The 21,132-nt window shown below is 61.7% G+C and carries 16 protein-coding genes; 7 read left to right on the plus strand and 9 right to left on the minus strand.

The features are described 5' to 3' along the window. The first annotated feature begins 149 nt into the window (after positions 1 to 149). The 3 genes from uvrB to gshB all read left to right on the plus strand — a co-directional run bounded on the left by uvrB (position 150) and on the right by gshB (position 3,942). Entirely contained in the window at positions 150 to 2,363 is a 2,214-nt protein-coding gene (gene uvrB / locus JK208_RS02005; RefSeq protein WP_283092406.1) for an excinuclease ABC subunit UvrB, read from the plus strand. Position 2,364: 1 nt separating this feature from the next. After that, on the plus strand, positions 2,365 to 2,868 hold the full coding sequence (gene greB / locus JK208_RS02010) for a transcription elongation factor GreB (protein WP_194266555.1): 504 nt from the start codon (positions 2,365 to 2,367) through the stop codon (positions 2,866 to 2,868). Positions 2,869 to 2,964: 96 nt separating this feature from the next. After that, positions 2,965 to 3,942, plus strand: coding sequence for a glutathione synthase (gene gshB, locus JK208_RS02015; protein ID WP_211574135.1), 978 nt, complete (start codon positions 2,965 to 2,967; stop codon positions 3,940 to 3,942). Positions 3,943 to 3,966: 24 nt separating this feature from the next. Here gshB and JK208_RS02020 read toward each other — a convergent pair whose 3' ends face one another. Beyond that, complete coding sequence (locus tag JK208_RS02020; RefSeq protein ID WP_194266553.1) at positions 3,967 to 4,164, minus strand: hypothetical protein; 198 nt, start codon at positions 4,162 to 4,164, stop codon at positions 3,967 to 3,969. A gap of 163 nt (positions 4,165 to 4,327) precedes the next feature. On the opposite strand from JK208_RS02020, the gene JK208_RS02025 reads away from it, so the two are divergent. From JK208_RS02025 to JK208_RS02035, 3 genes are all read left to right on the plus strand, one after another. Beyond that, complete coding sequence (locus JK208_RS02025; RefSeq protein WP_211563105.1) at positions 4,328 to 5,008, plus strand: class I SAM-dependent methyltransferase; 681 nt, start codon at positions 4,328 to 4,330, stop codon at positions 5,006 to 5,008. Between the two features lie 87 nt (positions 5,009 to 5,095). Beyond that, a complete protein-coding gene (locus JK208_RS02030; RefSeq protein ID WP_211574136.1) occupies positions 5,096 to 6,274 on the plus strand; it encodes a cbb3-type cytochrome c oxidase subunit I in 1,179 nt (392 codons plus the stop codon). Continuing rightward, positions 6,271 to 7,221: a heme o synthase gene (locus tag JK208_RS02035; protein ID WP_211574137.1), complete on the plus strand. Its 951-nt coding sequence runs from the start codon at positions 6,271 to 6,273 to the stop codon at positions 7,219 to 7,221. The genes JK208_RS02030 and JK208_RS02035 overlap by 4 nt, the downstream gene beginning before the upstream one ends. Positions 7,222 to 7,405: 184 nt before the next feature. Here JK208_RS02035 and JK208_RS02040 read toward each other — a convergent pair whose 3' ends face one another. From JK208_RS02040 to JK208_RS02065, 6 genes are all read right to left on the minus strand, one after another. Continuing rightward, positions 7,406 to 8,350 (minus strand): TIM44-like domain-containing protein, encoded by a 945-nt coding sequence (locus tag JK208_RS02040; protein WP_211574138.1) that lies wholly within the window; start codon positions 8,348 to 8,350, stop codon positions 7,406 to 7,408. Further along, entirely contained in the window at positions 8,350 to 9,681 is a 1,332-nt protein-coding gene (locus tag JK208_RS02045; protein WP_211574139.1) for a TldD/PmbA family protein, read from the minus strand. Before JK208_RS02045 ends, JK208_RS02040 begins: the two co-directional genes overlap by 1 nt. After that, a complete protein-coding gene (locus tag JK208_RS02050) occupies positions 9,678 to 10,943 on the minus strand; it encodes a pitrilysin family protein (protein ID WP_211574140.1) in 1,266 nt (421 codons plus the stop codon). Before JK208_RS02050 ends, JK208_RS02045 begins: the two co-directional genes overlap by 4 nt. Before the next feature lie 63 nt (positions 10,944 to 11,006). Further along, positions 11,007 to 12,407, minus strand: a complete 1,401-nt coding sequence (gene thrC, locus JK208_RS02055) for a threonine synthase (RefSeq protein ID WP_211574141.1) — start codon at positions 12,405 to 12,407, stop codon at positions 11,007 to 11,009. A 23-nt stretch (positions 12,408 to 12,430) separates the two neighbouring features. Next, positions 12,431 to 13,414 (minus strand): hypothetical protein, encoded by a 984-nt coding sequence (locus tag JK208_RS02060; RefSeq protein ID WP_211574142.1) that lies wholly within the window; start codon positions 13,412 to 13,414, stop codon positions 12,431 to 12,433. Between the two features lie 48 nt (positions 13,415 to 13,462). Further along, the gene (locus JK208_RS02065) at positions 13,463 to 13,762 is read right to left on the minus strand and encodes a hypothetical protein (RefSeq protein ID WP_228125346.1); all 300 of its coding nucleotides are present in this window, start codon (positions 13,760 to 13,762) and stop codon (positions 13,463 to 13,465) included. Positions 13,763 to 13,939: 177 nt separating this feature from the next. On the opposite strand from JK208_RS02065, the gene JK208_RS02070 reads away from it, so the two are divergent. Then, positions 13,940 to 15,622 carry a lipopolysaccharide assembly protein LapB gene (locus JK208_RS02070; RefSeq protein WP_211574143.1) on the plus strand — a complete coding sequence of 561 codons (1,683 nt, stop codon included), beginning with the start codon at positions 13,940 to 13,942 and terminating at the stop codon, positions 15,620 to 15,622. On the opposite strand, the gene JK208_RS02075 is transcribed toward JK208_RS02070, so the two are convergent. Together JK208_RS02075 and mutS are read right to left on the minus strand one after the other, a co-directional pair. Then, positions 15,603 to 18,452 carry a [protein-PII] uridylyltransferase gene (locus JK208_RS02075; protein ID WP_211574144.1) on the minus strand — a complete coding sequence of 950 codons (2,850 nt, stop codon included), beginning with the start codon at positions 18,450 to 18,452 and terminating at the stop codon, positions 15,603 to 15,605. The genes JK208_RS02070 and JK208_RS02075 overlap by 20 nt on opposite strands. After that, positions 18,449 to 21,091: a DNA mismatch repair protein MutS gene (gene mutS, locus JK208_RS02080; RefSeq protein WP_211574145.1), complete on the minus strand. Its 2,643-nt coding sequence runs from the start codon at positions 21,089 to 21,091 to the stop codon at positions 18,449 to 18,451. The genes JK208_RS02075 and mutS overlap by 4 nt, the downstream gene beginning before the upstream one ends. Between the last annotated feature and the right edge of the window lie 41 nt (positions 21,092 to 21,132).

The raw sequence follows: 21,132 nt of genomic DNA on the forward strand, positions 1-21,132 counted from the left end.
GACATGGGTGTTGATAGCGTCGGACGGCGAGTCTCTCCATCCCTTTCAGCAATAAAATGTCATAAAGATATGCGGGCGAAATGTTGTCCGGAGAGGCCTCTGTGCAGATGCCTCTTGCCCTGTGTCGCGCGGTTTCCCATCTTGCGATGATGGCCAAAAAACCGACCTCTTCCATTCGCAATGCCGCATCCATGCCCCTAACGCAGTTTCTTCCTGAGAGACAGCCCGTCAAACCCAAAACGCGCAGGCTCGTCGTTAAGTCGGATTACGATCCGGCGGGCGATCAGCCGACGGCGATTTCGGAGCTTGTGAAGGGCGTCGAAGACGGCGAACGGGATCAGGTCCTGCTGGGTGTGACCGGTTCGGGCAAGACGTTCAGCATGGCGAAAGTCATTGAAGCGACGCAGAAGCCGACTCTCATTCTGGCCCCCAACAAGACGCTGGCAGCGCAGCTTTATGGGGAGATGAAGCAGTTCTTTCCGGACAATGCGGTCGAGTATTTCGTGTCGTACTACGATTACTACCAACCAGAGGCGTATGTGCCGCGGTCGGATACGTATATCGAGAAAGACAGCCAGATCAACGAACAGATCGACCGGATGCGCCATGCGGCCACGCAGGCGCTGCTGGAGCGCAATGACGTCATAATTGTGGCGTCTGTGTCCTGTATCTACGGTATCGGGTCGGTCGAGACGTATTCGAAGATGGTCGTGCGACTTGAGGTCGGTGGCTCCATCGATCGCGAACGGCTGATCAAAGCGCTGGTGGAATTACAGTACCGGCGCAACGATGCAGCATTCGAGCGCGGGACGTTCCGGGTGCGGGGTGAGCAGATCGACATCTTTCCGGTGCAGAACGAGGACCGGGCCTGGCGCGTGTCGCTTTTTGGCGACGAGATCGATCAGATCGTGGAGTTCGACCCGCTGACGGGAAACAAGACGGCGGATCTGGCGGAAATCAGCGTCTATGCGAACTCGCATTACGTGACGCCGCGTCCAACACTCAATCAGGCGATGATCGGGATCAAGAACGAACTTCGCGGACGCCTTGAGCAGTTCACCGAGGACGGAAAGCTGCTGGAGGCGGAGCGTCTGTCGCAGCGCACCACGTTCGATCTGGAAATGATCGAGACGACGGGTGCGTGCAAGGGGATCGAGAACTACTCGCGCTATCTGTCCGGGCGTGGTCCGGGCGATCCACCGCCGACATTGTTCGAATATCTGCCGGAAGATGCGCTCCTGATCGTGGATGAAAGTCATGTCACGGTGCCGCAGATTGGTGGCATGGAGCGTGGGGACAGGGCACGGAAAAGCGTGCTGTCGGATTACGGGTTTCGCCTGCCATCCTGCATCGACAACCGTCCGCTGGCGTTCGGGGAATGGAACGCATTCCGACCGCAGTCGATTTTCGTCTCCGCGACGCCGGGGCCGTGGGAAATGGAACAAACGGGCGGTGTGTTTGCCGAGCAAATCATCCGTCCGACGGGTCTGATCGATCCGGTGACGGATGTGCGGCCTGTCGAAGGGCAGGTCGATGACCTGCTGCATGAATGTCGGGACGCGATCAGTAAGGGCGGGCGTGTGCTGGTGACGACGTTGACCAAGCGGATGGCCGAGGATCTGACGGATTATCTGGGCGAGGCGGGCGTCAAGGTCCGGTATCTGCACTCGGATGTGGATACGCTGGAGCGGATTGAGATCATTCGGGATCTGCGTCTCGGGGCCTTCGATGTACTGGTGGGGATCAACCTGCTGCGAGAGGGGCTGGATATTCCGGAATGTTCGGTCGTGGCCATTCTCGATGCGGACAAGGAAGGATTCCTCCGGTCCAAGACCTCGCTGATCCAGACGATCGGCCGTGCGGCCCGTAACGTCGACGGGCGTGTCCTGCTGTATGCGGACAAGATGACGGACAGCCTGAAATACGCGATCGAAGAAACGGCGCGGCGTCGGGCCAAGCAGACGGAATGGAACGAGGCGCACGGAATTACGCCGATGACGGTGCGGTCGAAGATCGGCGATGCGCTGTCGTCGGTGTTCGAGCAGGATTATGTGACCGTGGCGCCAGATGGCTCTGGCGATACGGAACAGTTCGTCGGCAAGTCGTTGCCTGCCACGATTCAGGATCTGGAAAAGCGGATGCGCGAGGCTGCGGCCAATCTGGACTTCGAACAGGCCGCCCGACTGCGTGATGAGGTCAAGCGGCTTGAGGCGATTGATATGGGGCTGGAGCCGCCACCGATTGCGAACTCGACCGCCGGACGTCCGGGTGCCCGAAAGGCTCCGAAGACGCCTGTTCCTCTGGGACCGGGCGGGGGTGGGTATGATCCGGCCAAGAAGAAACGCGGCCGGGGAGGTCGCTGAGATGGCTGAGAAAACGCCGCTGTCGCATTACCTGTCGCCGAAAGGGGCGGCTGTCATGCGGGCTGAACTGAAGGAATTGGCGCAAAAGGAACGGCCACGCATTGTGGAAATCGTGTCTTGGGCAGCCAGTAATGGCGATCGTTCGGAGAACGCCGATTATCAGTATGGCAAGCGCAGGCTGCGGGAAATCGACCGGCGGATGCGGTTTTTGGGCAAGCGGCTGGAAAACGCGGTGATTGTCGATCCTGCGGCCCAGACGACGCGGGATCGTGTATTTTTCGGTGCGACCGTGACCTATGTGGACGAAGATGACGTCGAGCACACGGTGACGATCCTCGGTGTGGACGAGTCCGATCTGGCGCGTGGCGAGGTCAGTCTGGTCTCGCCGGTGGCGCGGGCACTGATGCGGACGCGCGTAGGGGATGTTGCGATGTTGCAGACGCCGCGCGGGCCGGTCGAGATCGAAATCCTGAAGATCGCCTATCCCGTGGCGGTAGCGGCCTGACGTATGAACGCGCGGCAGGGGGGGTGGCTTTGAAAAAGTACGACCTGCGTTTACACAGACTGTTCCACTCCCATTTCCCCGGACCGGAGTTTCCTGATGTCCCGTTCTCTTCGCGTTGCTGTTCAGATGGACCCTCTGGAGTCCGTCAATATTGATGGCGACTCCACGTTTGCGATGATGCTTGAGGCTCAGGCGCGCGGCTATGAACTGTGGGTCTATCCGGTGACGACGCTGAGCCTTGTCGAAGGACAGGGACGGGGCGGGCGTGTTCAGGCGCTGGCACGGCCGGTTGAAGTGCGGCGCGAGCGTGGCAATCATGCCACGTTTGGCGAAGAGCAGGTTCTGGATCTGGGGCAGACGGATGTGATCCTGATGCGTCAGGATCCGCCGTTCGACATGGGTTACATTACGGCCACGCATATGCTCGAGCACGTGCATGGTGTGGGCGAGGGACGCTCGCTTGTGGTGAACGATCCGGTGGCAGTGCGGAACGCGCCGGAAAAGCTGCTGGTGACTCATTTTCCGCATCTGATGCCCCCGACCCTCGTGACATGGGATACGCGCGAGATTCTGGCGTTCCGCGAAAAATATCACGACCTGATCGTCAAGCCGTTGTTCGGTAACGGTGGGGCCGGGATTTTCCGGATCAAGCCGGATGATGAAAATCTGGGCGCGCTACTGGAGATGCATTTCGCACGTTCGCGTGAACCGCTCATGATCCAGCGTTACGAGCCGGCCGTGCGTCAGGGGGACAAGCGTATCATTCTGGTGGATGGCGAGCCGATCGGTGCGATCAACCGGGTTCCGGCAACGGGAGAGGCGCGCTCGAACATGCATGTCGGCGGCCGGGCCATGAGTGTGGAACTGACGGCGCGTGATCGGGAAATCTGTGAGTCGATCGGGCCATATCTGCGCGACCATGGGCTGATTTTTACAGGAATCGACGTGATCGGGAACTGGCTGACGGAAATCAACGTCACGTCCCCAACCGGTTTGCAGGAACTGGACCGCTTTGATGGCATCAACAGTGCGGGGCTGATCTGGGATGCGATTGAGAGACGCGTTCTGGCGTGAAGTCTGTCGGGGACGGGCTGCCGGTCAGGGCTGTCCGTCCTCTGAAGGAAGCCTGTGAGCGAAGGACGTCCGCGGTTCCTCCGGCGGAAGTTCTTTCACCTTGGGGGGCTGGTCCCGGCCGAAACGGTTGCCGAACCACTCCTCAAGATGTTTGCGGAAATACATGAAAAAGATGCTGCCCCAGGCCACGCAAGTGAACGCCACAAGGAAATAGATCAGCACGTTTGTCCTCCCTGGTCTTGTTCATGGCATGGGTTTGAAGGGGCATGCACACTGCGTGTCTTGCCAGATGCCTATCGGGGAGGGCAAGAAGGTGCGAATTGAACATGTTCCGGATAGCTCTGGTCTGCGAAGGCCGGGCGGACAAAGAAGGTCGCATATTACGATGTCCTCAACCCTTTCCCCGCGTTCGGCACTGGACGCGGAAGCCGTCAAGACGGCTTATCGTCGTTGGGCCCGTGTTTATGATACTGTTTTTGGCGGTATTTCGGGTTACGGGCGCAAGAGAGCAGTGGCTGCGGTCAATGCTCTGCCAGGCGAGAGGGTTCTGGAAGTCGGTGTCGGAACGGGGCTGGCCCTGCCGTCCTACTCCCAGAGCAAACGCATCACGGGAATCGATCTTTCCGAAGACATGCTTGAGCGTGCACGGATGCGGGTGCTTCAGGAGCATCTGACGAATGTGGACGATCTGCTGGAAATGGATGCGGAAGCCACAACGTTCGAAGATGACAGCTTCGATATTGCGGTGGCGATGTTCGTGGCCTCCGTTGTCCCGCACCCTGACCGGCTGCTGGCCGAACTCAAGCGCGTCGTGAAGCCAGGTGGGCACATTCTTTTCGTGAACCATTTTCTGGCAACAGGTGGGGTGCGTCTGTCGGTGGAGCGTGGCATGGCCCGGGCGTCGCGGTCGCTGGGCTGGCATCCGGATTTCGCCATTGAGTCGCTTCTGCCGCCCGAAGACCTGCGTCGTGCCACGCTGACGCCGGTTCCACCAGCGGGGCTGTTTACACTCGTGACATTGCCGCAATGCGAGAGTAAAAGCGACGCAGCAGCCCTGGTCGCCTGATCGGCGTTTGGTTCCGCATGTGTGTCGGCGCCGAGTATTCCGACGCTCGCTGCGGTATTCCTAAGTTCAGGGACCGACTACGCGATCATGACTTATCAGGCCGTCGATACTGCTCCGGATACTGGCTCGGACCGCTCAAGCCGCCGAGTCGGAACATCCTTCATTCTGCTGGCCCTGTTTGCGGGCCTGCTGGGTGGGTCGCTGGCCCTGCCAATTCTCCAGACACATCCCACAAGCGGACAGGCCTTCTGCCACGGTATTCTCATGACGTTTTTCGTCATGTGTCCTGCGGCGCTGGGCGGGTTTGGACAGTGGCTTCTCCCGGGAGCACTCGGGACTGACCGAACGGTACTTCGCGGACTGACGCTGGCGGGTTTCGGTTTTCTCTCGGCGGGTGTGGTTCTTCTGCCCCTCCTGCCGTTCGTCGCCATGCTGCTCTGGTCTGCTGGTATTCTGGCCGTGGCGACTGACGTGATTACAACCTGCCTCGAAGGACGGACCTGCCGCTTCAGGGACATGGCCCCCTTGGCGTGGTCGCTTCTCGCAACGGCATGCAGTGTCGTTCTGGTGGCACCGGTTCTGGCGGCTGTTGTAACGCGCGGCATGATGGACGGACTGACCACCGACGCCCTGATCGAGACACTTCATCTGCCCGAAATGGCACTGATGCTGACTCCCGCGCTCGGGCTGGTTACGTCAGCCCTTCTGTCACGTTCTGCCCGTGGCGGAGCGTCTTGGACCGTTGCGCCTTATGTGTTCGGTGTAATGGGGATTGGTGGCCCGCTGTTCTGGATGGACGGGCTGTATGGGTCTTTGGCATCCGAGGTAGGGGCCAGTCTTGTTCTGGTGACGCAGATCGTACCGTCAGTGGTGCTGATCGGGGCGCTGTGTCGGGATGTGTGGCAGCAGAAGCGCGATCTGGATGGCGCTGCGCTCTGGGCGATCGGCAGCATTCTTCTGTTTGCGGCGGGCTGGCTGTCTGATGGTCTGCCGGGCCATTCGGGCGATCATACGGCCGTGGCATTTGGCGGGATCATGGCGTTGTGCGGCGGGTTCTATGCCTGGGTTGAGAGGCTTCTCCCCGGTCGGGTGCCTACGCTGCTCAGCCGAGGTCATGCGGGTCTTATGCTTGTGGGCGCGTTTTGTTCAATCGTGCCGGGCGTGATGATTTATGGTGAGGTTCTGATGGGGCTCAGTCTCCTGGCCTTTGGGCTGGTGGGGCTGTTCCTGCTGAGGGAGACCGGGCGTGCCCGGGTCTCGGTATGAGCGATACGACAACACCTCTGGCCCCTTCGGGGGTTTTTTCCGTTCCGGGGAAGGATAATGATCCGTCCCTGCGCGAGTGGCTGGCACTTCTTAAACCGCGTGTGATTTCTCTGGTGGTGTTTACCGGGGCCGCGGGTATGGCCGTGGCGCCGCGTTGGCCGTCCATTCCGATCGGACTGATTACCATCCTGTGCATTTGCATCGGGGCAGGGGCCGCAGGCGCCATCAACATGTGGTACGACCGCGACATCGACGCGATCATGAAGCGGACGGTCGTGCGGCCTATCCCGGACGGGCGGATGCCGGAACAGGCGGCGCTGGTTTATGGCGTCGTCCTGTCGGTTCTGTCTGTCGTTGTGCTCTGGCTCGCGACGAACGCGTTGGCAGCCGGTATTCTGGCGTTTTCGATCTTTTTCTACAGCGTCATTTATACGATGTGGCTCAAGCGTAGCACGCCGCAGAATATCGTAATCGGTGGGGCAGCAGGTGCATTCCCGCCGATGATCGGCTGGGCTGCGAGCATGAATTCCATGGCAGTTCTGCCAGTCGCGATGTTTGCGATCGTGTTCCTGTGGACGCCGCCGCATTTCTGGTCGCTGTCGCTTTATGCCTGCAAGGATTACGACAAGGCTGGCATTCCAATGCTGCCGGTCGTGAAAGGCGCGCGTCATACGCGCTGGCAGATCCTGATCTACACGTTCATTCTCACCGCAGTATCGCTGGTGCCGGCGTTCGTTCATGAAGTCGGGCTGACCTATACGATCGTGACCAGCCTGCTGGATCTGGGCTTCATTCTCTGCGCGTTTCGCGTGCTGATGGACAAACAGGATGCAGCGGGTGTGAGTCTGACAAAGGACAAGCCCGCGCGCTTCGCATTCCGATACTCGCTGGCTTATCTGTTCCTGCTGTTCTGCGGGCTTCTTGTTGACCGGGTTCTGATCGGATGACCATGACGACGGATATTGATCTTGCCCGCAAGCGCCGGCTCAGCCGGATTACGGGGATTGTCAGCGGCGTGGTGCTGCTGGCCGTAATTTTTTATGTGATTACGCTGACACGGCTTTAAGAAGCGTTCAGGCAATAAAACAAGGCCCAGGGTTATGCCCAGGCCTTTTTCGTTTGAGGCGCTTTTCAGCCTGCCTGCTGGATGGCGGACAGGATCCAGTTGCCGCGACCATCGGCCCGGACGAAGGTCCAGAGCTCCGTTACGGTCATGGGTTCGGTGGAACTGCCGTCAATGACATTGCCCATGGAGTCCGTCGTAACATCCGTCATGGCGTAACGCATGGCAACGGTGGCGTAGGTCAGATTGCCTTCACGCCAGGCTTCGGAGAGGTCACCGCGCTGGAACTGGACGTTGGACACGATGTTCCGTGCGCCACGGCTGGCGAGTTCGGAAAGCTGTGCGTTGAAATAGCCCGTCATTTCCGGAGTGGCCATGCTGGCAAGCGCGCGCATGTTCTGTGCGCTCCAGGCCGCCTGAATGTCGAGCAGAAGCCTCTGGAAGCTCGTATAGTCGTCATTCGTGAGCGTCACGGGTGTGCTGCCGCCGTTATTGCCGAAAGGCGAGGCCCCTGCGGGCATTCCTGTGGAACTGGCGCTCATCTGGTTCTGACGGCGATTGCCGAACAAACGCAGCACAAAAGCAATCAGGCCGCCGATGATCAGGACCTGAAACAGGAAGCCGAAGAACGACGTTCCGCCTGTCATGCCGCCCATCATGCCGTGACCGCTGAGGAGACCGAAAAACCCCGCGCCCAGAAAGCCGCCCGCAAAGCCGCTCAGGAACGGATGCCGGACCGGATAGGACGGTCTGTAGGCCGGAGCACCGTAACCCGGCATCGGACGGGCCGGAGCGGCATAGCCGGGTGCGCCGCCGTAATTGGGCGAGGGACGCGGGGTTGCGGACTGGTCCATCGGGCGCGCCCAGCCGGGCGTGATGGACGTGCGCGGCGGGGCGCTCCAGGTGTGGGAGCCGCGGCTTCCGATGGAGCTGCCGCCGCCCGGACGCGCATCTGCCGTTCCAAGAAGGCAGAAGACCGCGAAGGCGATGGGGAGAAGTCGAAAATTACGCATCAAAGTCCTGCAATGTTCATGCCGTCGATCCGGATGCTGGGCGCATTCACGCTTTGCCGGAAGATCAGGTCACTGCCCGGAACCATGCGGGCAAACATGTCTTTCAGATTGCCCGCAACCGTGAGTTCGGCGACGGGTTCGGCAATCTCGCCGTTGCGGATCATGAAACCCGAAGCCCCACGGCTGTAATCGCCGGTCAGCATGTTGACCGATGAGCCCATGAGTTCGGTGATCAGGATTCCTTCACTGATATCGGAACGCAGGGCGTCGGAAGAAAGGGTTCCGGCTGCGAGATGAAGATTTGTCACACTTGGGGAAGGCGGAGAGGCGACCCCACGGCTGGCACGACCGTTTGTAGGCATGTTGAGCTGGCGACCGCTGCGGGAATCGAGCAACCATGTCTGGAGAACGCCATCTGCGATCAGGTCCAGCGGCAGGGCGGCACAGCCTTCGGCATCGAACGGACGGGACGCTGCCCCCCGGATGCGGCGCGGATCATCATGGACGGTCAGGCCTGCGGAGAGGATCTGCTTTCCGAGGCTGTCTTTGAGGAAGGACGTTCCGCGTGCAATGGCCGCGCCGTTGATGGCACCGACCAGATGGCCGAGCAGCGATGCCGAGACGCGCGGGTCGTAGATGACACTGTAAGTGCCGGTACGAGGACGGCCGGGATTGAGGCGCGCCAGTGCCCGTTCGGCGGCTTCACGGCCGATGACGGTCGGGCGTTCGAGGTCTTCCAGATGTACGGCACTGCGATAGGCATAGTCGCGCTGCATCGTTGCCCCTTCGCCAACAAGAACGCTGGCGCTGGTGGAATGAGCCGTGCGGCTATAAGCGCCGAAGAACCCTGCCGAAGTACCGAGTGCGACCGAGGTCCGGCCGTGCCCGGCGGAGGCGCCGTTGGTGTTGGTGATGCCCTCAAAAGACAATGCAGTGTCCTCGGCTTCACGGGCGCGGACGAGGAGGTCGTCCATGCTGGGCGAGGAACTGCATTCCAGATCCAGTCCGGCGGCATCGAAACGGCCCTGAAGGGCGGATTCGGCCAGTCCGGCATACTGGTCTTCGGGGATGACGAGAGCCATGGCGCAGGCCTGTTCGGCCAGACGGTCGAATTCAGCCTCGTTCAGAACGCTTGTCGAAACCGTGGCAGCCCGTTTGCCGCGAAAGACGCGCAGCCCGAGCGCGACGCTTTCGGAGCGCTCGATGCCTTCGGGAACGCCTTTGCGGATGAGCGCGGATTCAGATTCGTCACGGATGAAAATGGCATCCGCGTGATCTGCGCCGTGGCGGCGAGCGGCGGCGAGGAGGGCTTCGACGGGCGTCATGGTCATGCGGCAAGCCTTGCTGTGATGTCCTCCAGAGAGGGCATGGTGCCGACGGGGCCGATCGCGGTGAAGGTCGGCGTGCCGGAAAAAATGGTGCGGGCGACGCGCAGGATGTCGGCTTCTGTTACAGCGTCGATTTTCGCAACGGTCTCGGAAGTCGGAACCGGGCGGTTATGGACCTGGATCTGGCGGGCAAGCTGTTCGCAGCGGCTGCCGGTGCTTTCCAGCGACATCAGAAGCGAGGATTTGAGCTGGGCGCGGGCGCGGGAGAGTTCCGCTTCGCTCAGGCCGTCCTGAAGGCGCTTGAGTTCGTCGATCATGACGGGGACGAGTTCGGCAGCCTGATCCTCGCCCGTGCCAGCATAGAGGCCGAACAGGCCGCTGTCGCTGAAAGGGGAGGCGAAGGAATAGACGCTGTAAACCAGCCCGCGGCGCTCGCGGATTTCCTGAAACAGGCGAGAAGACATACCGCCGCCAAGCAGGGTCGAGAGGATCATGACCGCGTAATGGTCGGGGTGCAGGTAGCTGACCGAGGGGAAGCCCATGACGAGATGGGCCTGATCCAGTTCTCGCGTCGTGCGGAGTTCGCCGCCCTCATAGGCCGCGGCGCGGGGGCGGGGCGTCTGATGGGATGGGAGGTCGCGGAAATGCTCCTTCACCAAGTCCACAACGTCCTGATGCTGCAGGTTTCCGGCAGCAGCGATCGTGATGTTGTGGGTCGTGTAGTGCTCGCGCATGTAAGACATGAGCGTGTCGCGCGTCATGCTCGACACGAGGTCTTCCGAGCCCAGTGTGGGGCGGCCCATGGGCTGTTCGGGGAAGGCGCGTTCCTGAAACTGGTCGAAAATAATGTCGTCGGGGGTGTCGTTGGCCTGACCGATTTCCTGAAGGATCACGCCGCGTTCGCGCTCGATTTCGGCATCGAGGAACGTGCTGTGGGTCAGGATGTCGCCGATGATGTCCACGCCCAGAGCCAGATCGTTCTTGAGCAGCTTGACGTAATAGGCAGTGGTTTCGCGGGCCGTGTAGGCGTTGATGTAGCCGCCCACATTCTCGATGTCTTCTGCGATCTGCGCGGCGGACCGACGCTCGGTGCCCTTGAAGGCCATATGTTCGAGGAAGTGGGAGACACCGTTATTGGCGGCGGTCTCGTCGCGTGTGCCGATGGAGACGTAAGCTCCGAAAGACACGGTTTCAACGCGGTCCATCCGTTCGGTGATGATGGTCAGGCCGTTATCGAGTCTGGTGACTTCAATCGTATCGGGCATGAGGTTCCGTAATGTCGAAGGAAGGCAGGCTCCCCGGATGGAGAGCCTGTGTTTTTCTGAAGATCAGGCGCGTTTGATGTGAGCGCGGACAGCGTCCTGAAGACCAGCGATCTGACTGTCCATGCACTCGTAACGCTCGGTGCGCTCGAAAAGATCGGACAGGTGCGGCGGGAGTTTGGGATGGATGCCGGTAGCAGCAGTGACGGCGTCCGGGAATTTGGCGGGATGCGCCGTGGCAGCCGCTACCATGGGGATGCCGGGTTCCTGAAAGCGCTTGCCAACGGCGAGGCCGATCGCACTATGCGGGTCTGCGAGATAGAGGCTCTCGTTGTAGAATAGTCGCATGGCCTCGCTGGTCTGTTCGTCGGTGAGGGTCATGCCCTCGAAGACGTCCTTCATGCGGGTCCAGGCGTCATGCGGGACAGCCATGCGACCGGTCTCGCGGAATTCGCGCATGATGGCGGCGCAACGCGTGGAATTGCGGTCCAGCAGTTCGAACAGCAGGCGCTCGAAATTGGACGAAACCTGAATGTCCATCGACGGCGACAGGCTTGGCTCGACCGTACGGACGCTCATGTCGTTGTCGATGACGAAGCGCGTCAGAATGTCGTTGCGGTTGGAGCCGATGCAGAGCTTTTTGATGGGCAGGCCCATCTGCTTTGCGGCCCATGCGGCGAGGACATTGCCGAAATTGCCAGTCGGGACCGAGAACGAGACTTCGCGGTCCGGCGCGCCAAGAGCGAGAGCCGCGCGGACATAATACGGAATCTGGGCGGCGATGCGGGCCCAGTTGATGGAATTGACGGCAGAGAGCGAGACCTCGTCGCGGAAAGCATGGTCAGCGAACATCGCCTTGACCAGATCCTGACAGGTATCGAAATCGCCCTCGACGGCAATGTTGAGGATGTTGTCGTCCTGAACGGTCGTCATCTGGCGCCGCTGGACGTCAGAAGTGCGGCCCTTGGGATGCAGGATGACGACGGAGAGGCGTTCGCGTCCACGGCAGGCTTCGATGGCGGCCGAGCCAGTGTCGCCGGACGTTGCGCCGACGATCGTGACATGGCGGTTGCGCTGGGTCAGGACATGATCGAACAGGCGGCCGAGCATCTGCATCGCCATGTCTTTAAAGGCGAGCGTGGGGCCGTGGAACAGTTCGAGGGAGTAGAGGTCCTGCTCGACTTCAACCAGCGGGACGACGGCGGCATGGTCGAAACCGGCATAGGCGTCCCGCGTCATGTGGCGCAGGGTGTCGACGTCGATTGCGCCTTCCGTGAAGAGGGCGATGACTTCTGCAGCGAGATCCGGATAGGAGAGCGCGCGCCATTCACGCAGGGTCTGCGGGCTGATCTTCGGCCAGTTCTCCGGCATGTAGAGACCGCCGTCTCCCGCAAGGCCAGCGAGAAGGATGTCAGAGAAATTCGGGGCGTCGGCGGTCAGCTCGCCGCGGGTCGATCGGTAGCGCATGGGGGATTTTATATCACGTCCTGTCAGGGCAAGGCGATGCGAAGAATGTGCGTTTTGCCATCTTCCGTGGCGAGTACGGCCATCTGGTGGCTGTCGGAGACTGCGGGCGAGCCTGCATCATAGAGACGCGGGTCTGTGAGGATCCGCAGAGGAATACGGTCAGTGCCGAATTTCAGGATGCTGCCGACGGTAATGTCGGAGAGGTAAAATATGTTGTCCGGCGTCAGGGTTTCGCCGCCAATGCCAGGGGTTGTCCGCCATTCAGTAATGCCGTCAAGCTGCTCGACGGGGGTGAATTCCGTGTCGGTCAGCAGAGCGGTGTCGATGCGGGACATCGGGCCGCAGGCGGGCTGATAGAACAGCCACTGGCCTTTTGCGTCCAGAAGCAGGAAGCGCACATTGCCACCCGCAATGGGGCGTCCGTCTGGTCCCATCCGGGGCTGGCCAGCGCGCAGGAGCGGATGACGCCCGGTGAGAGAAGGATCATAGGACAGGAAACGCTTTGCGTTGCCAGTCTTGAGATCAATCGCGACGAGAGCAGGTTTGCCTTCGTCGGCCAGATAGGCCTGTGTGCCGTGAACCTGAAGCGCGACAAGATTGCTGCCCGCAATCGCGGCACCTGTCAGCGGGAGGCGGGACTGGGCTGCTCCATCCGGGGACATGCGGATGAGGGTGGGAGTTTCTTCTGTCGAAAGACCCCACAAATCGTCGCCTGAGGTCGCAAGCGCGCTCAGCGGTTCGGTGGGAACGTCGGGGCCGGACAAAGGCGCCGGCGTGTTAGTGGCGTCGATCCGGACGGGATGTCCGCTGGCATCAAGCGCGAGATAGGTTCCGTTCTTACCTGCAAGCAGCACGGTGGATCGAAGGCCGGGGAGTGCTGCGTCGGCTATAATGGAAGCCTGAGTAGGAGAGTCCTGCCAGGGGTGATCCGCTCTGGCGGGAGAGGCGCTCAAGGCCAATGCCGCCAGCCCTGTTGCGGCGGCGACGTGCAGGAGACGGGTTTTCATAGGACTGACATTGCCTTGCCGGACGCATTTGGCAAGGATGAAGTGGACTCAGGAGTTCGCTTCGGTTTTCTGTTTGAGAGTTTTCGGAGGTGCCGGAAGGGGCCCCTGACCATCAGCAATCGGGCTCTTTATCGGTCCAGCAGCATTGCTAAGCGCGGACGGGGCAGGCTTGGGATTGGAGAGCCAGGGAGAGAGTTCCTGTTCGATCGGGAACAGGACTGCGGCGTGCATGAGCAGCGCGGCTTCGACGGTCAGGCATTCGATGGACCAGCGATTGTCTGGCATACGGGAGATATAGTGGCCGGAAGCCGTACGGCGTACTTCGATGGGGAATGTTCGGGTGGTCATACCCTGTCGGACAGTCGCGTACACCAAGCCCGGCACAGGACCGGTTCGTTGCTCAAGATGCATTGCTGAAAAACCTCTGCTTCTGTCTCGGACTTACAATATTGACCAGAGAATCGTGAAAACTTCGTTAACACTATCTTTGGGAATTTTTAGGATTTTCCGGAGCACGAAGAATTGATGACAGTGCTATTTTCTCCTGACCCCACAGAAACCGCTTTCGCCTGTTTCGACGCAGGAGACCTCTCTGGCGCGGGGGAGGGCTTTCGCGCCATTCTGACCCTCGAACCGGGCCAGCCGGATGCTCTGCACGGTATGGCGTGTCTCGCCCGAGCCCGCGGGCAGAGTGCTACAGCAGTCGCCTTGGTGGGGCGTGCCTTACAGAAATCGGCTGTTTCTCCCGATCGCAGGGCACGGATGCACATAACGCTGGGCCTGGCCTTGCTTGAGCAGGGTCATACTGAGGCGGCGCGGGCCGCATTGCATGTGTCCGTACTATTACAGCCTGCCGATCCGCGTGCCCATGCTGCGCTTGCAGAGGCACTTGCAGGGCTGGGGCGTCGAGGCGAAGCGCGGAAGGCTTTGCAGAAAGCAGCGGCTCTGCTGCCAGATAAAAGTAATGTGAGAACCCGAATCGGGGAACTTTTTCTCGATGACGGTTTGGTGATGCAGGCGGTCGAAGAGTTCCGGCAGGTCGTGCGCGACAGGCCCGGTGACGGCGCAGCGCTGGCAAATCTGGGTGCCGCTCTTTTCGCTGGAAATGCTCTCGATGAAGCAGGAGACGTTCTGTTGCAGGCCTGCGAACTTGGTGCTGGGACTGCGGAGACACTTAACAGTCTGGGTCTTGTGCAGATGGCGCGGGGCGAGCTTACGGCGGCGTACAGCACATTAGGGCAGGCGTTGGAGTTACGTCCTTCGGATGCACGGATCGCCAACAATCTTGGCACGATCCTGATGGAAATCGGGCGCGTGGAGGATGCGGAGGCTCTATTCAAAATAATCATGGCCCGTGAAGCGGGGGAAGAAGCCGAGCGGGCGCGTTTCAACCGGGCGACCGTTTTATTGGGGCAGGGACGGTTTGCGGAGGGCTGGCCGTGCTTTGAAAGCCGTCGCTCGCTTCTGGGACTGATTTCGGACAGCCCGCAGTGGGACGGCTCGGCGGGAGAGGAGCCTGTTGCAGTCGTGGGAGAGCAGGGACTGGGCGACGAGGTCCAGTTCCTGCGGTTTCTGAGAGAGGCGGCGCGGCTCCGTCCGTTGCGTCTGCGGTTCCGCACGGCCGCGCTGGCGGGGCTGATGCCAGACCTAGATCAGGAGCGGATTCTACCAGCGGAAGGGCCTGTGGCGGCGGAGATCAGCCTGTTAAGTCTGCCGGATGTTCTGGAGCTTGAAGCGCCACCTTGTACTGAGCCCTATCTTGCGGTTGAAGAAGTGCCTGAAGCAGGGCGGATCGGACTCTGCTGGTCGGGAAATCCGTCCTACCGCTTTGATCGCAGACGCTCGGTTCCGACCGGATGTCTGGAGGTTTTGCGACAGCTTTCCGGGATACGGTTTGTGGCGCTTCAGCGCGGCGATGCGCCGGAATGGATGGAGCGCGTGTCGCTTGAAACTTCTGAAGATCTGGCGCGGGAAGTGGGGCGATGTGCGCTGGTGATCAGTGTGGATACGCTGGTGGCGCATATGGCAGGAGCATTGGGGCGTCCGCTCTGGCTGCTGAACCGTGAAGGCGGGGACTGGCGTTGGAAAGACGTAAACTGGTACCGCGATGTCCGTCAGTTCCGCCCGCCCGCTGGAGCGGGCATCGCTGAAGGATGGTCGGTTGTGCTGGAGGACGTAGCAGCGGCGCTCAGTTTGCGGAAGCGGTGACCGGAGGACTTGTGAGGGATGCCAGCAGGGTTTCGCGCAGACGGGCAAGACGGACCGGATCGGTAATTTTCAGGCCCAGCAGGTCCCGCACATAGAAGACGTCCACGGCGCGCATGCCGTAGGTCGTGATATGGGCCGAGGAAATCTGGAGGGACTGGCTGCTAAGCGTTGATGTGATGTCGTGCAGCAGGCCGGGGCGGTCGCGTCCGTTGACCTCGATGACGGTATGACGGTCCGAAGCCGTGTTGTCGATGACGACGCGGGGTGGGACGTGAATCGCGCGCATCCGGCGCGAAGTGCTGTGATGGCTGGCGTCTTCAATGCCCTTGCGGATGTCGAGGCGGCCCGACAGTGCCTGTTCCACGAGATGGTTGAGGCGCCCGAGTTGATGGGGCTCCTCGAAGGAACAGCCTTCGCCGTCCTGCACCCAGAATGTGTCGAGCGCCATACCATCGCTCAGCGTGTGAATACGGGCGTCCACGATGGAGGCCCCGGCGACCGCGAGGGCTCCCGCAATCTGTGAGAACAGGCCCGGATGGTCGGCGCAGAGGACGGTGAGTTCGGTAACGCCGCGTTCGGGGATCGGGAAGGCTTCGACCGTCACAGGAGAGCGATATCGGTCCGAATCGTGGACCATGCGGGCGTGGCGCATCTGGGTATCGGTGTCGAAGCCGAGCCAGTAGCTCGGGTAGCCGAGTTCCAGAAAGCGTTCGATGCTACTTTCAGGCAGCGTGCCAGTGAGGCCATCCCGGGCGAGGTCCCGGGCATGGTTGACGCGGCTGTCGCGCTCGGTGGCAGCCAGTCCGCCTTCCAGAACCTCGGCAACGCGGGAGAAAAGCTCGCGCAGAAGCGTCGCTTTCCAGGCGTTCCAGACCTTCGGGCTGACGGCGCGCATGTCGGCGATGGTCAGCAGAAGCAGCAGGCGCAGACGTTCGGGAGACTGAATGGTGTCGGCGAGGTCGAGAATCGTGCGGGGATCGTCGATGTCGCGGGTGAAGGCGGTCTGGGAAAGCAGGAGGTGATGCAGGACCAGCCAGGAGACGGTGTCGGTTTCTTCGGGGTCCAGCCCGAGCTGCGGACAGATCGTCAACGCAAGATCGGCCCCGATTTCGGAATGATCGCCGCCGCGTCCCTTGCCAATATCGTGGAGTAGAACCGCGACGTAGAGTGCACGGCGGGAGCGGAGATCGCTGGCCAGTGTATAAGCCAATGGGATTTCGTCCGCCATGCGACCGGCTTCGATCTGACCCATCATGCGAACGGCTTCGACGATATGCTCATCGACCGTATAGATATGATAGCTGTCGAACTGCATCTGCCCGACAACACGGGACCAGTCCGGCAGGAGGCGACCGAGAAGGCCGGTTTCGTTCAGGATCGGGAGCCAGAACGGAACGGCTTTCGTGTCGTCCGCACTCGGCTCGCAGAGCAGGTCCAGAAAGATTTTTGCAGTCTCGGGATCATCACGCAGGGCGACGGCATGGCGTTCGTTGCGGATGATCTGCTGCATCGCGATGGGATGCAGCGGCAGATCGTGACGACGCCCGCAATCAAGCAGGCGGAACATCTCGCGAGGCTCGTCTGCGAACGTGACGGGCTCGATCGGACAGATCCGTCCGGCGATGGTCTGGAACTCTTCGGGTCCGGGAACGATTTTGGGCGGCTCGCCGGTGGTCTGATCCTGAAGATGCATCAGCACAACGGGTTGCAGCACGCTGGTCAGGCGCATGACGTCACGGGCGGTCAGGAAGTAATGCCGCATGAAGCGTTCAACACCGCGCTGTCGGCCGTGTGTTGCATACCCCATGCGTCCGCCGATGACGGGCTGGACATCGAAGGTCAGGCGTTCTTCTGCGCGACCGGTGATGTAGTGCAGGTGCAGGCGAACCGTCCACAGGAAGTCCCATGAGCGTCGGGCGCGATGGGCTTCACGCTCCGTCAGCAGGCCGAAAGACGCGAAAGACGGCGTCTGGGGGGCTTCGGCAGGGCGGCCATTATGTTCGGGGGTCGAGACGGCACAGCCTAAAGCTGCACGGCCCATCCAGTTCAGGGTTTGCAGGTCCCGCAGGCCGCCGCGGCCTTCCTTTATGTTGGGTTCGACCATGTAGGGGTTATCACCGAAGCGGCGGTGACGCTGTTCGCGCTCGCCGATCTTGCCCATGACGAAGTCGCACAGACGGTCATTCTGAAGATCAGCGCCCAGAGCGCATCGCAGGTTGCGGGCGAGGGCGCGGTCGCCGTGGAGGAAGCGCAGGTCCAGCAGGGCCGTACGGATCGTCAGGTCGGTATCGGCGTCGCGGACGCATTCGGCGATGGAGCGCGTGGCATGACCGACGCGCAGGCCGAGATCCCACAGGGCGTAAAGAATGAATTCGATCCGGGCCGTCATGGCGGCTGAGGGATCGCCGGGGATCAGAAACAGGATGTCGATGTCGCTAAAAGGGGCGAGCAGGCCCGCGCCGTAGCCGCCGGTGGCGCAAAGGCAGAGTGTTTCGCCGGGAGCACCGTGTTTCTGCGCAGCGAGGTCGGCCAGCGCGCAGACCATGTCGTCGGCCTGATGGGCGAGCGCACGGGCGGCATCGATTCCCGAGATCCGGCGCTTTTCAAACTGATAGCGGACGGAGGCGTTCCCGCTGCCGAGATGCCGGCGCAGGATCGAAAGCACGGCTTCGCGGCTTGTCTGACCCTGTTCCGCAGCCGTATCGAGAGCGCTCTGCAGGGAGGAGGCCGGGTCATACGGGAGGGGGGCGGTTCGGTCAGACAGGGGCTTATCCGTATCGTCAGCGAAGGAAAGAGGGAGAGTTTCGCCCCAGAAAGAGTTTTCTTTCAAGTGCCGTTTCCTGAGGCAAGGCGTTTCAAAGAATATAACGCATCCAGCGCGTCCCGTGGAGAGAGATCGTCGGGGTTCAGGGCGCGGAGTGCGTCCTCCAGCGGAGTGGGTGCGGGAGGTGTGGCAGGCGCAGCCGACTCTGGTTCCGCAACCGCTTCAAACAGCGGTAGAGACGATCGGGAATCGGCCTGTTCGCGCTCGAACTGGGTCAGAAGACGGCTGGCACGGTTGATGACTGAGGCCGGGATTCCCGCCAGTTTTGCGACATGTAGCCCCCAGCTCTTGCGGGCGGCACCGGGGCGGACCTCGTGCTGGAAGATAACCTCGCCGCGCCACTCTTTCACGGCCATCGTGTAAGGCGCGAGGCGGGGCAGAAAGTCGGTCAGCGCGCCGAGTTCATGGAAATGTGTGGCAAAGATTGTCCGCGAGCCAAGCTGTGTGTGCAGGGCTTCGAGCGTGGCCCATGCGATGGACAGACCGTCGAGGGTTGCGGTGCCCCGGCCGATCTCGTCCACGACAACAAGCGATTTTGGGCCGGCCTGATTGAGAATCGCAGCCGTCTCGGTCATTTCGACCATGAAGGTGGAGCGGCCCCGGGCAAGGTCGTCCGCTCCGCCAACGCGGGAGAACAGGCGGTCCACCACGCCGATCTGCGCGGATTTTGCTGGGACAGGCAGCCCCGCCTGCGCGAGAATGACGGCCAGTGCCGTCTGGCGCAGGAAGGTCGATTTACCCGCCATGTTCGGCCCCGTCAGCAACATGGCGCGGTGTTCGGGGGGGAGGGCACAGTCATTGGGGATGAAGCGGGCATCAGCACTTCCCGACTCGGCCAGCGCAGCCTCCACAACCGGATGTCGGCAGGCAACGAGCGCAAATTCCGTGCCATCCGTGACGACGGGACGGCACCATGAGCCGCCTTCTGCAAGCAGGCCGCAGGAGCGCAACACGTCGGCGAGGGCGAGGAACTCCGCGACTTCATCGAGAGCCGGGGTTTGGAGAATGCGGGTGCAGAGTTCAGCGAAGATGCGGCGCTCCAGCGCAGAGGCTCTGTCGGCAGCTTCGAGGATCGCACGATCCAGACCGGCAAGCTCTTCGGTGGAGAAGCGGGCGAGACTGGCAGTCCCTTGGCGGAACGAGAGTTCGCGGTTGTCGCGCAGTTTCGTGGCAGCCGCGGACGGGACTTCGATGACGTAGCCAAGCTGGGCGTGGTGTTTGATTTTCAGCGTCGTGACGCCGAATTTTTCAGACAGTTCGCCCTGCATGGCGGCGATGATGCGGCGGCTTTCGTCACGCAGGCCACGATAACGGTCCAGTTCCGTATTGTAGCCGGGTGCGATAAAGCCGCCGTCTTCGATACGGGCGGGCAGGGTTTCGGCGACGGCGGCCTGAAGCTGCTCCAGCAGGGTATCGGCGCGGCCGTACAGACCAGCGGTGAGCGTGCGGATGAGAGTGGGGGTGGACGCATCGCAGGCAGACTGGAACAGAGCCGTTATGTCGTTGGCGGCGACCAGTGTGTCGCGGATCGCGGCGAGATCGCGCGGCTGCCCGCGCCCAGCGGAGATGCGGCCAAGGGCACGGGCAGGATCGGGCGTGCGGCGCAGAATATCGCCCAGTGCACTGGACAGGCCGGGAATGGACTCAAGCCACAGCCAGCCGTTCTGTCGATCCGTGATGGCGGTGGCATCCGTCAGCGGAGAAGCGAGCCACTGGGCCAGAAGACGCGAACCCGCAGCTGTAGCGGTGCGGGTGACGGCGCCGAGAAGGCTGTGTTTCGTCTCGCCGTCACGGGTGCGGAGAATATCGAGGCTGGCGCGGGTGGCGGGATCAATGCCCAGCACACCGTCCGTGCCTTGAGGAATGGGACGCGACAGGCGCGGGAGCGCTCCGGCCTGACTGCGCTGGACGTAGTTCAGGGCGATGGCGCAGGCAACGGCCTGTTCGGAGGGGAAGTCTCCGAGAGCGTCGATCTGGGCCACGCCATAGGCGCGGGCGACGAGGGTGCGGGCGCTGTCGAGCGTGGGCGGGACGGCGACGGGGGCCAGTCGGTTCGCATGGTCGGGCGGGATGAGTTCCGGTTCGGACAGGATTTCGGCGGGGTCCAGCCTTGCCAGAAGTTCCGGCAAAGCGGCATCGCTGACCGAAGCCGTTTCGAAGGCGCCAGTGGAAATATCGATCCAGGCCGCGCCGATCGTTTTTGCGCGTTTTTCCGGGCTGCGGGCGAGGGCCAGTAGGAGGTTGGCGCGTCCGGCTTCGAGCAGTTCGTCTTCGGTCAGGGTGCCGGGGGTGACGACGCGAACAATGGCACGGGCGAGCGGGCCTTTCTGGGGCTTTTCCCCCTTTTTCGGCGGGGTCTGCGTCTGCTCGGCGACAGCGACGCGAAAGCCGCGACGGATCAGCCGCGAGAGATAGGCCGGAGCAGCTGCGACCGGGACGCCACACATGGGGATCGGCTCGCCCTGATGCGTGCCGCGGGCTGTCAGTGCGATGTCGAGCGCCATGGCGGCCGCCTGTGCGTCGGCAAAGAACAGCTCGTAGAAATCGCCCATGCGGAAAAACAGCAGGGCATCGGGTTCGCGGTGTTTGAGATCGAACCACTGGGCCATCGCAGGGCTGGCGTTTTCGGCGGTAGGCAGGGGCATGAAAGTGCCGATGGGTCCGGTCTCCGGGTTGTCAGGTCGGG

The organism is Gluconobacter sp. Dm-74 (assembly GCF_018256135.1).
In the GTDB taxonomy this organism is placed as follows: Bacteria; Pseudomonadota; Alphaproteobacteria; order Acetobacterales; family Acetobacteraceae; genus Gluconobacter; species Gluconobacter cadivus.

What these genes read in the sequence shown, in the direction of transcription:
- uvrB (WP_283092406.1), top strand. Translation starts at nt 150, where the DNA reads ATGGCCAAAAAACCGACCTCTTCCATTCGCAATGCCGCATCCATGCCC.
- greB (WP_194266555.1), top strand. Translation starts at nt 2,365, where the DNA reads ATGGCTGAGAAAACGCCGCTGTCGCATTACCTGTCGCCGAAAGGGGCG.
- gshB (WP_211574135.1), top strand. Translation starts at nt 2,965, where the DNA reads ATGTCCCGTTCTCTTCGCGTTGCTGTTCAGATGGACCCTCTGGAGTCC.
- JK208_RS02025 (WP_211563105.1), top strand. Translation starts at nt 4,328, where the DNA reads ATGTCCTCAACCCTTTCCCCGCGTTCGGCACTGGACGCGGAAGCCGTC.
- JK208_RS02030 (WP_211574136.1), top strand. Translation starts at nt 5,096, where the DNA reads ATGACTTATCAGGCCGTCGATACTGCTCCGGATACTGGCTCGGACCGC.
- JK208_RS02035 (WP_211574137.1), top strand. Translation starts at nt 6,271, where the DNA reads ATGAGCGATACGACAACACCTCTGGCCCCTTCGGGGGTTTTTTCCGTT.
- JK208_RS02040 (WP_211574138.1), bottom strand. Translation starts at nt 8,350, where the DNA reads ATGCGTAATTTTCGACTTCTCCCCATCGCCTTCGCGGTCTTCTGCCTT.
- JK208_RS02045 (WP_211574139.1), bottom strand. Translation starts at nt 9,681, where the DNA reads ATGACCATGACGCCCGTCGAAGCCCTCCTCGCCGCCGCTCGCCGCCAC.
- JK208_RS02050 (WP_211574140.1), bottom strand. Translation starts at nt 10,943, where the DNA reads ATGCCCGATACGATTGAAGTCACCAGACTCGATAACGGCCTGACCATC.
- thrC (WP_211574141.1), bottom strand. Translation starts at nt 12,407, where the DNA reads ATGCGCTACCGATCGACCCGCGGCGAGCTGACCGCCGACGCCCCGAAT.
- JK208_RS02060 (WP_211574142.1), bottom strand. Translation starts at nt 13,414, where the DNA reads ATGAAAACCCGTCTCCTGCACGTCGCCGCCGCAACAGGGCTGGCGGCA.
- JK208_RS02065 (WP_228125346.1), bottom strand. Translation starts at nt 13,762, where the DNA reads ATGACCACCCGAACATTCCCCATCGAAGTACGCCGTACGGCTTCCGGC.
- JK208_RS02070 (WP_211574143.1), top strand. Translation starts at nt 13,940, where the DNA reads ATGACAGTGCTATTTTCTCCTGACCCCACAGAAACCGCTTTCGCCTGT.
- mutS (WP_211574145.1), bottom strand. Translation starts at nt 21,091, where the DNA reads ATGCCCCTGCCTACCGCCGAAAACGCCAGCCCTGCGATGGCCCAGTGG.